This window comes from Vibrio azureus, assembly GCF_002849855.1.
Classification (GTDB): Bacteria; Pseudomonadota; Gammaproteobacteria; order Enterobacterales; family Vibrionaceae; genus Vibrio; species Vibrio azureus.
Window position 1 is genome coordinate 2,994,259 of sequence record NZ_CP018616.1, and the last position, 12,505, is coordinate 3,006,763.

The window sequence follows — 12,505 nt, forward strand, 5'->3', positions numbered from 1 at the left end:
CTTAAAAGTAAGAAGTAATTTTAAAGCTATTACCATTCCAACAGAATGATAATGAATTGACTGTGCCAAGTCTTTCGACTCGTTTGGTCACTCAGTTCACTGAAACCTAATTTGAAGCTAAAGCTTCTAATTGGATTATCATCAACGAGTGCCCACACAGATTGATAGGTCTATATTGTTAAAGAGCTTGGCTTTTTGAGAAGTTTTCTCTTAAAGCGGAGGTGAATTCTAGCGAGATAATTGAAAGTGTCAAACACTTTTTTCATTTATTTTCTTTAGAACTTCTTACCCTCTCTAACTCGACTGAAGCCTTGTTGCCTCTGCCGTGTCAGTGGATGCGCATTATAGGCAGTTTGACATTAAGCGCAATAGTTTTTTGAAAAAAAATCAAAAAAAACCTATGTTCGTTGCTTATTTAAGCAAAGCAGCAAAAAAGAGAATAAAAAATCCTCTTTTTTGCTCGATATCGACTGATTAGATGAAAGCAAATGCATCAGCAAACATTCTGTCACTCTTTGCATTTTTATTTTGTGTAAACTGCTCGCGGGCTGCCCCTGCCATTTCAAATCGACCAGCAATGTAAATATCGTAATGTTCAAGGCTTTCAAAATCATCGCAAACAGCCTGCAATACATTACCAACCTTCCCTTGCCATTCTTGTTCCGCGACCTCAATAACAGGAACAAAATGCACATGTGCAAATTTATCGGCAATCTCAGCCAGCTCTTCTTTCGCGTATAATTGACAATCATCACGAGCCCCCCAGTATAGATGGATAGGATTCGTTTTATTTTGAGCCACACAATGATCTAATATTGAACGTACATAACTAAAACCAGTACCACCAGCAATCAGCAATAATGGACGCTCACTTTCTTCTTGAATCCATGCATCGCCGTGTGGTGCATCAATTTCAATGCGCTTCCCTGTTTCTAAAGCAGTTTGCATTGCTTCGACCACTTCTAGCGCATACGCATTATGCTCTGCAGCTCCAATATGTAACTCTAACTCTCCCGCATGACGGCATGGACTACTTGCAATAGAAAAAGGTCGTTTGTCTTTCTCTCCCATCACAACCATTAAATATTGGCCCGCTTTAAACTCCACTGGTGATTCCGGCTGTAAAAGAATTTTGTAGGTGTTGCAAGCTAATGGTTCTATCGACTTGACTTTACATTGGATTGTCATGATGTTCCTCTCGCTTACACTAGACAGGTAAGCACTGAATTACTTTCTACAAAGACTAAGTAGGAAAGCACCTAGCCTTGCTGATTTTTTAATAGTATGGGAGAGGTGTTCAGCTCTCTCCCTATTGCTCTGCGTACAAGTTATACTTGCACAAATGGAGAGCCGTGTGGCAAACAAAGGTTATGGTTGAGCATTGCTGCCAAGATCACGTCTCTTTGCTTTAGCATCAAATGCCAAATAAAAGGCGGCTCTATAATCTGAAAGCTTACAGAATATTTAGCTGCTCCCAAATTTTATCGACTTGAGACACTAGTGTAGGATCTTTTTTAATTGGCGTGCCCCATTCTCTTGTGACTTCAGTCTCGAACTTATTGGTTGCATCTAAACCGATCTTAGAGCTAATCTGACCTTTCTGGCTGATTTTTATGGTATCTCGGTTTGGATCCATCCGTGTCGTTATCGCCCAAATCACATCATTCCAATCATAAGCATTAACGTCGTCATCACACACAATAATAAACTTATTTTGATGTGTTTTATCAAAAAAGCGCCACAAGTATTCTAATAACTCTTGTGATTGACCTGCTTGCGTTTTTTGCATCGTTACAATTGCAAATTGACCTTGTGCTCTTTCTGGCTGATAAATTTCCACAATGTCTGGGCGCTGTTGCTTAAGCCCTGCTAACTCCGCTTCGCTGAGCATTCTACTGCTGTTGTTTTGATGCGGTTGTAAGTCTAACGCCTTTTCGGCATCCCACTTTATCGTTGCATCTAGACCCATTTTTGATCCTAGACCAACAACAGGAGAGGCAAAATCAAGTGAGTCGATTGGCGTATTGTCAATCATTAAGCAGTCCCCAACCGGATCCATATGCAGAGTCATCGCTTTAACGACATCATCCCAACTTCGAGCATTCACCGACTCATCACAGACGATCACAAATTTCGTGTACATAAATTGACGTAAAAAAGACCACACACCCATCATGACTCGCTTAGCATGACCCGGATACTGTTTTTTAATCGTGACAACCGCCATGCGATAGGAGCACCCTTCCGGTGGAAGGTAGAAATCTTCAATTTCGGGAAACTGCTTTTGTAAGATAGGCACAAAAACTTCATTCAGTGCCACCCCTAAAACCGCAGGTTCATCAGGTGGACGACCAGTATAAGTGCTATGGTAGATAGGGTCTTTACGCATGGTGATATGCGTAATAGTGAAAACATGATGCTTTTCTTTTTCGTTATAATAGCCAGTATGATCCCCATAAGGGCCTTCGTCAGCGAACTCAGTGGGGTCGATATATCCTTCCAAAACAATTTCTGCACTGGCAGGGACTTCTAAATCGTTACTGATTGATTTTACCACTTCAGTTTTACTGCCGCGTAATAAACCAGCAAAAGCGTATTCAGACAGTGTATCTGGAACAGGGGTGACAGCACCAAGAATAGTGGCCGGATCAGCACCAAAGGCTACAGAGACTGGAAATGGCTTACCTGGGTGAGTTTCAATCCAATCACGTAAATCGAGCGCACCACCACGATGGGCCAGCCAGCGCATGATAATTTTATTTTTCGCGATCTTCTGTTGGCGGTAAATACCAAGGTTCTGACGTTTCTTATTCGGTCCTTTCGTTACCGTTAAACCCCAAGTGAGTAATGGGGCGACATCATCAGCCCAACAACTCATCACCGGGATTCTATCCAGATCCACATCACTACCTTGCCAAACAACTTCTTGGCAAGGCGCCTTTCGTAGTCGTTTAGCAGGCATGTTGAGCACTTGTCGAAAAACGGGAAGTTTCTCAAGTGCGTCTTTAAACCCTTTTGGTGGCTCAGGTTCTTTCAAATAAGCTAATAGCTTACCGACTTCTCGTAGCTCTTGGACATGATTTCTCCCCATACCTATCGCAACGCGCTCTGTCGTACCAAATAAGTTGGTCAAAACAGGGACATCATAACCAATTGGATTTTCGAACAATAACGCCGGACCGCCTGCTCTTAATGTACGATCACTGATCTCTGTCATTTCATATGCAGGATCGACAGGGTGTGTGATTCTCTTAAGACGTCCTTGCTGTTCTAGATGATCAATAAATTCACGTAAATCCTTAAAACTCATAAGCTTTCACACTGGCTAGTTTAAACTGCAGCCAGTATAACAAATAGGATAGTGGTAAGGACCTTCTATTTTATGTGGGTATTACTCACCTCAAGCTTTCAGGCTCTAACTCATTTAACCATCTTCTGGTTGTCTCGAGCCTGAGACGGTTGCCTCAACCCAAGCTGGAGCTATTTGGTCACTCTCCCCTTGGGCAAATTTAGCTTTCACAGGAACGGCCACTTTACCATTTAAGAATTGCTCGACTTCTAAAGGTTTAGGCTCAATATTGGTTAACAGCTTTATCGCGTAGGGCTTCAAAGTAGGATTTACCGTAGCATTCATGATTTGCAACAAAGAGAAGTCATCACCAGACTCTGACAATCTTAGTAACTCAGTTTGTCCATGGTAGTCCGCCCGCATACGCCACAGCATATCGTACACGCTACTATCACGACTTAATTGTGCTAAACGGACCACAACCGGGGTCGAGGGCAGCCAACTGGTAACATTGCTCTCCGTCAGTTGCTTTGTCAGCTCATTTAACGCTTCTGGAGAAAAGTGCTCAAGTTCATTAATCAGTAAAGATTCACGTGATTTTTTTAGCTGGGGTTTTTCTGAAAGCCACGTTTTCAAGTTCAATTCATAACGTTCAGCCTGCAAGGCGAGTTCTTTTCTGCCCTTGTCTTGCTTCCAGCGTTTGAGTATCCGACTCGCAACCACTGGGAAATTAAAGGCAGGCACACTAAACTCGTAGCCATCACCATATTCTAAAACTTGATAACTAGGAGTGAGTCCCAATTGAGATTGAACAAAAGAACAAAGCTTTTCTGTCAGTGGCGTTGACTGCTGCTCAAGTTTCTCCAGTAATAGCAGTCGAACGACTTCTTGCTGAAGGGCCGTAAGTTGGTCTAGAGAACGCTCTACTCGTTCAATATCATCACCCGAGATATCTTCAAGTAATTTAGCGACCTTGCTGACTAAATAGGTATCCTGAAGCCACTGCTCAACTTCGAGTGATTGCATTTCCTTTGCTGAGACCACTATTGGAAGACTAATCAGTGATACACTCAGGAGTAAAGACGACAACATTCCGTGTTGCATATTAACCTCCCGATAACATTTCCATCATTCTGCGATTTATATAAAAAGAAAGCAATAAAAAAGCCACTGATATTCAGTGGCTTCTTGTAAAAGTGATTTATATTCAATTATTGACGACGCATAGCATCGAAAAACTCATCATTGGTTTTTGTCATGGCGAGCTTGTCGATTAAGAATTCCATCGCATCAGTTTCACCCATTGGGTGAACAATCTTACGCAGAATCCACATTTTTTGTAATTCGTCATTTTTGGTCAACAGCTCTTCACGACGAGTACCACTGCGGTTAAAGTCAATCGCAGGGAATACACGCTTCTCAGCAATCTTACGGTTCAAGTGCAGTTCCATGTTACCTGTACCTTTAAACTCTTCGTAGATCACCTCATCCATTTTAGAACCTGTGTCAACAAGTGCTGTTGCAATGATCGTTAAGCTACCGCCTTCTTCAACATTACGTGCAGCACCAAAGAAGCGCTTTGGACGATGTAAAGCGTTAGCATCCACACCACCGGTCAATACTTTGCCTGATGAAGGAACGACCGTGTTATAGGCACGAGCAAGACGAGTGATAGAATCAAGTAAGATAACGACGTCTTTTTTGTGCTCAACCAAGCGTTTTGCTTTTTCGATAACCATTTCGGCTACTTGGACGTGGCGAGATGCAGGCTCATCGAACGTAGACGCAATCACTTCGCCTTTTACCAAACGCTGCATCTCGGTTACTTCTTCAGGACGCTCGTCGATAAGAAGTACCATTAGCTCACATTCAGGGTGGTTGTAGGCGATGCTTTGAGCGATATTCTGGAGCAACATGGTCTTACCCGCTTTTGGCGGAGCAACAATCAAACCACGTTGGCCTTTACCAATTGGAGAAGCTAAGTCTAAAACACGGGCTGTGATATCTTCTGTCGAGCCATTACCGCGCTCCATCACCATTCGTTCGTTAGCATGCAACGGCGTCAAGTTTTCGAAAAGAATCTTGTTACGTGCATTGTCTGGCTTATCATCGTTAACAGTATTAACTTTCAGCAAAGCAAAGTAGCGCTCACCATCTTTTGGTGGACGGATTTTACCTGCAATAGAGTCACCAGTGCGGAGGTTGAAACGACGAATCTGGCTTGGAGATACGTAGATGTCATCTGGACCAGCAAGGTATGAGCTGTCGGCACTACGTAGAAAACCAAAACCGTCTTGCAGAATTTCCAGAACCCCGTCACCAAAGATGTCTTCGCCGCCTTTGGCATGTGCTTTTAAAATAGCGAAGATGATATCTTGCTTTCTTAAACGCGCTAGGTTTTCAAGCCCTAAGCTTTCGCCAAGTTTCACAAGGTCAGACACAGGTCTGTTCTTCAGTTCAGTTAGGTTCATGGTTGTGGATTCTTGTTTAGTCAAAATAGGATCTGTTTTCAAGTTAGATGGATTTGGTCTAAGGATCGACCAAGAAGAGAAACTGTTCAATTAGCGTGCAATAAGTTAGCACTATTTATTAGTCTAGTCCAGAGTTAGAAAAACAAAACCGTGTATTACGACGCTACACGGTTTTGTCTCTAATCACATGATGATTATAGGTATGCGTCTAAAAACTCTTTCAGCTGAGTCTTAGATAAAGCACCGACTTTCGTTGCCGCTACACTGCCGTCTCTGAACAATAGTAGCGTTGGAATGCCGCGAATGCCAAATTTAGGTGGTGTACCAGCATTGTGATCAATGTTTAGTTTACCGATAGTGAGCTTGCCCTCATACTCATCTGCGATTTCATCTAGGATAGGGGCAATCATTTTACAAGGACCACACCACTCCGCCCAGAAATCAACCAGAACCGGGCCTGCAGCATTGATTACGTCGTTTTCAAAACCGTCATCTGTAAGCTGCAAAATCTTATCACTCATCTTCCACTCCAATGTGTTTTTTGAAACTGGTTGGGTGATAACCAGTAAATAGATGCCCTATTGGAATGTATTTACTTTCGTATTGCAAGCTTTAGCTGATATTCTATAACAATGAAAAAGACGCATATCACAGAGCAAAAGTTCGCCGACTTGGGTTTACATCCCCAAGTTCTTGAAGGTTTGGAGCAAAAAGGGTTTGAATTTTGTACCCCGATCCAAGCTTTGGCGTTGCCGGTCCTGCTCACCGGCCAAGACATCGCAGGCCAGGCCCAAACGGGTACTGGTAAGACCCTCGCGTTCCTTACTGCTACTTTTAACCATCTTTTGACGACACCGGAACATGAAGGACGTCAGCCAAATCAGCCTCGCGCGATTATTATGGCACCGACACGTGAGCTCGCGATTCAGATCTTTAATGATGCTAAGCCTCTTATGGCAAGTACTGGCCTAACAGCAGCCTTAGCCTATGGTGGCGAAAGCTATGATAAGCAGCTTGCTAAACTGCAAAGTGGGGTCGATATTCTTATTGGCACAACAGGCCGTATCATCGACTTTAATAAACAACGTGTCTTTAACTTGAATAACATCCAAGCCGTTGTCCTCGACGAAGCCGATCGCATGTTCGACCTAGGTTTCATTAAAGATATTCGTTTCCTATTCAAACGAATGCCGGAGCCTAAAGATCGCTTGAATATGCTGTTCTCAGCAACGTTGTCTTATCGTGTTCAAGAATTGGCATTTGAACACATGCACAACCCAGAGCCAGTTGCTGCCGAACCAGAGCAAAAAACAGGTCATCGTATTAAAGAAGAACTCTTCTATCCTTCCAATGAAGACAAAATGGCGTTGTTGCAAACTCTTGTAGAAGAAGATTGGCCAGATCGTGCGATTATCTTTGCTAACACCAAACACAAATGTGAAACCGTTTGGGGCCACCTAGCCGCTGATGGTCATCGCGTAGGCCTTCTTACTGGTGATGTACCTCAAAAAAAGCGTGAAAAAATTCTTGATCAATTCACGCGCGGTGATGTCGATATTCTTGTTGCAACCGATGTCGCAGCACGTGGCTTGCACATTCCTCAAGTAACACACGTATTTAACTATGATCTTCCTGATGACTGTGAAGATTATGTTCATCGTATCGGCCGTACTGGTCGTGCCGGAGCAAGTGGACATTCGATCAGCTTTGCTTGTGAAGAGTACGCAATCAATCTGCCAGCGATTGAAGAATACATTGAGCACGCTATTCCTGTATCAGACTATGACGTTTCTGCTCTGTTACAAGAACTGCCAGCGCCGCTGCGCATGCGTTCGCCAAGAACTCAGCAACGTCGAACCAATACAGGTGGCTCTCGTTCTGGAAATCGAAAACCTCAGGGACGCCGTCCGCGCCAACCGCGCCCGTCAGCACCCAAGCAAGCTTAAATAGGATATTGAAGCCACTTATGAGTCAAGCAGGAACATCACCACTGTATGCCGCTATCGACCTCGGTTCAAACAGCTTTCATATGCTCGTTGTTCGCCATATCGACGGGAGTGTGCAAACTCTGGCTAAAATTAAGCGTAAAGTTCGCCTTGCTGCAGGCTTAAATGAGCATAATGTGCTTAGTATGGAGGCCATGCAAAGAGGATGGGACTGCCTAAGCTTGTTTGCCGAACGCCTACAGGATATCCCTAACGCCAATATCCGAATTGTTGGCACTGCCACCTTGCGAACAGCAACCAATGCCGATGAGTTTCTCGCTAAAGCAAACCAGATCTTAGGCCACCCTATCGAAGTCATCAGTGGTGAAGAAGAAGCGGCGACCATTTATAAAGGTGTTGCCCATACCTCTGGAGGCAGCGGCCGACGTTTAGTCGTCGATATTGGTGGAGCCAGCACAGAGTTGATTATCGGAGAAGGGTTTGAAGCCAAAGCCCTGACCAGCCTAAAAATGGGGTGCGTCACTTGGCTAGAGAGTTTCTTCAAGGATCGTCAACTCACTGCCTGTAACTTTAGCGCCGCAATCAATGGCGCCAAACAAGTACTGCAACCTATCTTAGAGCAATATACGACGCTTGGCTGGGATGTCTGTGTTGGCGCTTCAGGAACCGTGCAAGCCTTGCAAGAAATAATGCTAGCACAGGGTATGGACGAAGTGATTACTCACTCCAAACTAAAGCGTTTGCAGAAACAGGCCATGCTGGCGGATCATCTGGAAGAACTGGATATCGAAGGCCTCACTCTAGAACGTGCCCTCGTTTTCCCCAGCGGATTATCCATTCTGATCGCTGTTTTTGAGCTACTCGATATCGATGCGATGACCCTCGCAGGCGGCGCACTTCGTGAAGGCTTGGTATATGAAATGGTTGATGAGCTTCGCCAAGAAGATATTCGAGCTCGCACTATCAATAGCATTCAAAGCCGCTACCAGCTCGACAGTAAATATGGTGAGCAAGTCGCTAGTAAAGCCAAAGTCTTACTGGAACAAGTCGGTGAAGAGGAATGGGTTCCTGAGCCTCAGGGACAGATGCTACTTGATACAGTAGCGAAGCTACACGAAATTGGTTTGACTATCGACTTTAAACAAGGAGGCGATCACAGTGCTTACCTGCTTCAGCACCTTGATTTACCGGGTTACACTCGCGCCCAAAAACTGTTTATCGCCGAGGTCGCACGTCGTTATCGTGAGCAATTGACTTCGTTACCAGAGCAGCATGCGATCTCTGGAGTCAGTGCTAAGCGTATTCTTCGTTTGTTACGTCTAGCAGTGCTTTTAAGTCATCGCCGTAATCCTGATCTGGAACCTCACACGGTTCTCTCTGCCCAAGGAGATCAACTTACTCTTCATTTGGACAAACAGTGGTTACAAACAAACCCTCTTACCGCCGCGGAATTGGAAATTGAGGCAAACCGCCAAACTGACATTGGCTGGCCACTGATCATTTCCACCGAATAACCGCGAATGGTAAGTCCGACCATTATCTCTAGCCTCACTCGATAGAAACGCTCTAGAGTTAAATATAATGGTATAAAAAAGGCCTGACTCCGATTGAATCTCGCAGTCAGGCCTTATTACATCTTAGGTAGCAACCTTTCTTTACCGTCAAGCGCAGGTAGCACCACCAGCCATACTCATTCCTAAGCAGTAACGCCTACCTTAAAGCGAGGATTCACAGCCGTAAGTTTTTTCACTAAGTAGTTTAATAACAGCCCATACATAGGAACAAACAAGCCTAGGCTAATAATCAGTTTGAACCCATAATCCACCAGCGCAATCTCAGTCCAGTGTTCCGCCATGAATGGGTCGGAGCTTTGATAAAAGGCAATCGCAAAGAAAGCCAATGTATCTAATGCATTACCAAACAGTGTCGAACACGTTGGCGCAACCCACCATTGCTTCATCTGACGTAGGCGGTTAAAGACGTATATATCCATTATTTGGCCAAGTAAATAAGCCATAAAGCTGGCAATGGCAATACGTGCAACGAAGAGATTGAACTCTCCAAGTTGACTGAAGCCCTGAAACTGACCTTCAAAAAAGAGTACCGAAAGTAAATAAGACACAAGTAGTGCTGGCAACATCACGAAAAAGATGATCTGACGTGCTGTTTTTGCACCAAAGATACGCACCGTAAGATCCGTTGCTAGAAAGATAAATGGAAACGTGAAGGCTCCCCAGGTGGTATGGAGACCAAAAATCGTAAAGGGAATTTGAACCAGATAATTGCTTGAGGCAATAATAACGAGGTGAAATAGCACCAAGTAAGTTAGGGCTTTGCGCTGCTGCGCAGGGGTAAAGTTACTCATTTTGTACCTTTTTAGTTTGGTTTGGGGGTGAGGGAACCCAAATCGAGTGCTTGTCTATATAGATAGCCGCTCTCACCAACAATGTTAACAAAAAAATAGTGACGCGAGACACTCTCACCGTCAAGCGGCCGGTGATTATACATTAACCACTTTTTGCCGCAAGTCATCGATTATAAGCAAACGTTTAATTAAAAAAGCGTGTTTCACATGAAACACGCTTTTGTTGTTAGCTCTACTTTCTAGAAGCCGCGCTGAAATAATCCAGCTAAATAGTTAAGTTCTTCTTCGCTCTGATCAGTTGCTAAAGCTTCGAACCAAATGGCTTCACTATAATGCTCTGCTTTCATGAAAAGTCGGCAGCCTTCAAAATCAATAAGCCATGAATGGATATCTGCATCCCACTGCTTTTCGATGACACTTGCAGACAACAAGTTGATCAATCTTTGTCCTAATAATGGGAAGGTATCGAGATCAAAGCTTGGGCAAGTAATAATTAATCGCCCCTCTTCCACCAGATATTCCGCTAAACCAAATTCATGCTGCATTTACATTCCTTATTAACGCTGAGTAAGGTGTTCCTGGATGAGGTCAAGGAACGCATCAGCGTATTTTTCCAGTTTACGTTGTCCCACCCCACTCACAGCCAGCATTTCACCATAAGAAGTAGGCAAGATATCTGCCATATCAATCAAGGTTGCATCACTAAACACAACGTAAGGAGGCAATCCATCCTCATCAGCAATGGATTTGCGTAATTTGCGTAATTTAGCAAACAATTTTTTGTCGTAGTTTTTGCTGCTCAACTTATCGGATTTTGCCGCGCGTGCCGCGGTATCCAAACGAGGAACCGCTAATTCCAATGAAATATCACCTCGCAGCAAAGGGCGCGCTTCTTCGGTGAGCTGTAAAGTTGAATTGCGGGTAATGTTTTGACACAGTAACCCTTTATGAATCAGCTGACGAAAGATGCTGATCCAATAATCATGGCTATGGTCTCGCCCGATCGCGTAAGTTGAAATTTTATCGTGGCCATTTTCGCGTACACGGATATTTTGCATCCCCCTCAAAACTTCAACCACGTAACCCATACCAAAGCTTTGATTAACTCGATAAACACACGATAACGCCTTACGCGCTTGCTCTGTCGCATCGAAGCGTTTCGGTGGATCTAAACAAATGTCACAGTTACCACATGGCTTTTCACGATATTCTCCAAAATAGTTCAGTAATACTTGGCGACGACAAGTCTGAGCTTCGGCAAAAGCACTCATCGCATTCAGTTTATGACTTTCAACCTGCTTCTGTGGCCCGTCATCTTTTTCATCTAGCATACGACGTAACCAGCTAATATCTGCTGGGTCATACAGCATCATGGCCTCAGCGGGTAAGCCATCACGACCTGCTCGCCCTGTTTCTTGATAGTAAGACTCGATATTACGTGGGATATCAAAGTGGACAACAAAACGCACGTTAGGCTTGTTAATCCCCATTCCAAATGCGACAGTAGCAACCACAATCTGAATATCATCACGTTGAAACGCTTCTTGCACATAAGCTCGTTCATCAACGTCCATACCCGCGTGGTAGCCAGCCGCTCGAATATGGTTATTACAGAGTTTTTCTGTCACCATCTCCACTTTTTTACGGCTGCCACAATAAATGATCCCGCAATGTCCTCTTTGGGTATCTAAATAACGGAGAATCTGTGAGATCGGCTTATGTTTCTCTACCAAGTTATAGCGAATATTTGGTCTATCAAAGCTGCCTAGATAAACTTCTGGTTCATTGAGTTGTAAACGATCAAGAATATCTTTGCGCGTTGCATCATCAGCGGTAGCGGTTAAGGCCATAAAAGGCACATGAGAAAACTGCTGCTTGAGCTGACCCAGTGCCGCATATTCCGGCCTAAAGTCATGACCCCATTGTGAAATACAATGCGCTTCATCGACGGCAATCATACTTAGTGGCAGCGCCTCTAACCGTTCGATAAAGTCACGCATCAGAACACGCTCTGGCGAGACATAAACTAATTTTATCTGCCCGGCATGCATACGGTTATAAACATTAATCAGAGTTTCTCGCGACATCGTCGAATTAACACACTCTGCTGCTACGCCGTTGGCTTTCAATTGATCAACTTGGTCTTTCATCAAAGAGATCAGTGGTGAAATGACCAAAGTAATTCCTTCTCTAACCAAAGCAGGGATCTGATAACATAATGATTTCCCGCCCCCCGTCGGCATAATCACTAAGCTATCTCGACCTTCTACCGCTGCATCAATGACCTTTTGTTGACCATCACGGAAAACGGTATAACCAAACACCTCTTCAAGAACTCGTTGGGGCGTGATTGGCAAATCGGATTGTTCGGCTAAGACAGTCGAAGTCATGGGAAATCTCAGGTTGGGTCGTTAAAGGTAGGCGCCAAGCAGGC

10 protein-coding genes are annotated in these 12,505 nt (G+C 44.2%); 2 read left to right on the top strand and 8 right to left on the bottom strand.

Translation table 11 applies throughout. The features are described from left to right. Positions 1-474: 474 nt before the first annotated feature. The 5 genes from fre to trxA all read right to left on the bottom strand — a co-directional run bounded on the left by fre (position 475) and on the right by trxA (position 6,281). Complete coding sequence (gene fre, locus BS333_RS13670) at positions 475-1,188, bottom strand: NAD(P)H-flavin reductase (protein WP_021711260.1); 714 nt, start codon at positions 1,186-1,188, stop codon at positions 475-477. Positions 1,189-1,453: 265 nt separating this feature from the next. After that, entirely contained in the window at positions 1,454-3,310 is a 1,857-nt protein-coding gene (ubiD, locus tag BS333_RS13675; RefSeq protein ID WP_021711259.1) for a 4-hydroxy-3-polyprenylbenzoate decarboxylase, read from the bottom strand. A gap of 114 nt (positions 3,311-3,424) precedes the next feature. Continuing rightward, complete coding sequence (locus BS333_RS13680; RefSeq protein WP_021711258.1) at positions 3,425-4,393, bottom strand: hypothetical protein; 969 nt, start codon at positions 4,391-4,393, stop codon at positions 3,425-3,427. Positions 4,394-4,500: 107 nt separating this feature from the next. After that, positions 4,501-5,760: a transcription termination factor Rho gene (gene rho / locus BS333_RS13685; protein ID WP_021711257.1), complete on the bottom strand. Its 1,260-nt coding sequence runs from the start codon at positions 5,758-5,760 to the stop codon at positions 4,501-4,503. A gap of 194 nt (positions 5,761-5,954) precedes the next feature. Next, positions 5,955-6,281, bottom strand: a complete 327-nt coding sequence (gene trxA / locus BS333_RS13690; protein WP_021711256.1) for a thioredoxin TrxA — start codon at positions 6,279-6,281, stop codon at positions 5,955-5,957. A 111-nt stretch (positions 6,282-6,392) separates the two neighbouring features. Here trxA and rhlB point away from each other — a divergent pair, with 111 nt between their 5' ends. Further along, positions 6,393-7,706, top strand: coding sequence for an ATP-dependent RNA helicase RhlB (rhlB, locus tag BS333_RS13695; protein WP_021711255.1), 1,314 nt, complete (start codon positions 6,393-6,395; stop codon positions 7,704-7,706). 20 nt (positions 7,707-7,726) lie between these two features. Beyond that, positions 7,727-9,220 carry a guanosine-5'-triphosphate,3'-diphosphate diphosphatase gene (gene gppA / locus BS333_RS13700; RefSeq protein ID WP_021711254.1) on the top strand — a complete coding sequence of 498 codons (1,494 nt, stop codon included), beginning with the start codon at positions 7,727-7,729 and terminating at the stop codon, positions 9,218-9,220. Positions 9,221-9,402: 182 nt separating this feature from the next. Here gppA and BS333_RS13705 read toward each other — a convergent pair whose 3' ends face one another. From BS333_RS13705 to recQ, 3 genes are all read right to left on the bottom strand, one after another. Beyond that, positions 9,403-10,071, bottom strand: coding sequence for a 7-cyano-7-deazaguanine/7-aminomethyl-7-deazaguanine transporter (locus tag BS333_RS13705; RefSeq protein WP_021711253.1), 669 nt, complete (start codon positions 10,069-10,071; stop codon positions 9,403-9,405). Positions 10,072-10,310: 239 nt separating this feature from the next. Beyond that, complete coding sequence (locus BS333_RS13710; RefSeq protein WP_021711252.1) at positions 10,311-10,616, bottom strand: DUF3630 family protein; 306 nt, start codon at positions 10,614-10,616, stop codon at positions 10,311-10,313. Between the two features lie 12 nt (positions 10,617-10,628). Further along, the gene (gene recQ / locus BS333_RS13715; protein ID WP_021711251.1) at positions 10,629-12,461 is read right to left on the bottom strand and encodes an ATP-dependent DNA helicase RecQ; all 1,833 of its coding nucleotides are present in this window, start codon (positions 12,459-12,461) and stop codon (positions 10,629-10,631) included. Between the last annotated feature and the right edge of the window lie 44 nt (positions 12,462-12,505).

What these genes read in the sequence shown, in the direction of transcription:
- trxA (WP_021711256.1), bottom strand. Translation starts at nt 6,281, where the DNA reads ATGAGTGATAAGATTTTGCAGCTTACAGATGACGGTTTTGAAAACGAC.
- BS333_RS13710 (WP_021711252.1), bottom strand. Translation starts at nt 10,616, where the DNA reads ATGCAGCATGAATTTGGTTTAGCGGAATATCTGGTGGAAGAGGGGCGA.
- ubiD (WP_021711259.1), bottom strand. Translation starts at nt 3,310, where the DNA reads ATGAGTTTTAAGGATTTACGTGAATTTATTGATCATCTAGAACAGCAA.
- BS333_RS13705 (WP_021711253.1), bottom strand. Translation starts at nt 10,071, where the DNA reads ATGAGTAACTTTACCCCTGCGCAGCAGCGCAAAGCCCTAACTTACTTG.
- rhlB (WP_021711255.1), top strand. Translation starts at nt 6,393, where the DNA reads ATGAAAAAGACGCATATCACAGAGCAAAAGTTCGCCGACTTGGGTTTA.
- fre (WP_021711260.1), bottom strand. Translation starts at nt 1,188, where the DNA reads ATGACAATCCAATGTAAAGTCAAGTCGATAGAACCATTAGCTTGCAAC.
- rho (WP_021711257.1), bottom strand. Translation starts at nt 5,760, where the DNA reads ATGAACCTAACTGAACTGAAGAACAGACCTGTGTCTGACCTTGTGAAA.
- BS333_RS13680 (WP_021711258.1), bottom strand. Translation starts at nt 4,393, where the DNA reads ATGCAACACGGAATGTTGTCGTCTTTACTCCTGAGTGTATCACTGATT.
- gppA (WP_021711254.1), top strand. Translation starts at nt 7,727, where the DNA reads ATGAGTCAAGCAGGAACATCACCACTGTATGCCGCTATCGACCTCGGT.
- recQ (WP_021711251.1), bottom strand. Translation starts at nt 12,461, where the DNA reads ATGACTTCGACTGTCTTAGCCGAACAATCCGATTTGCCAATCACGCCC.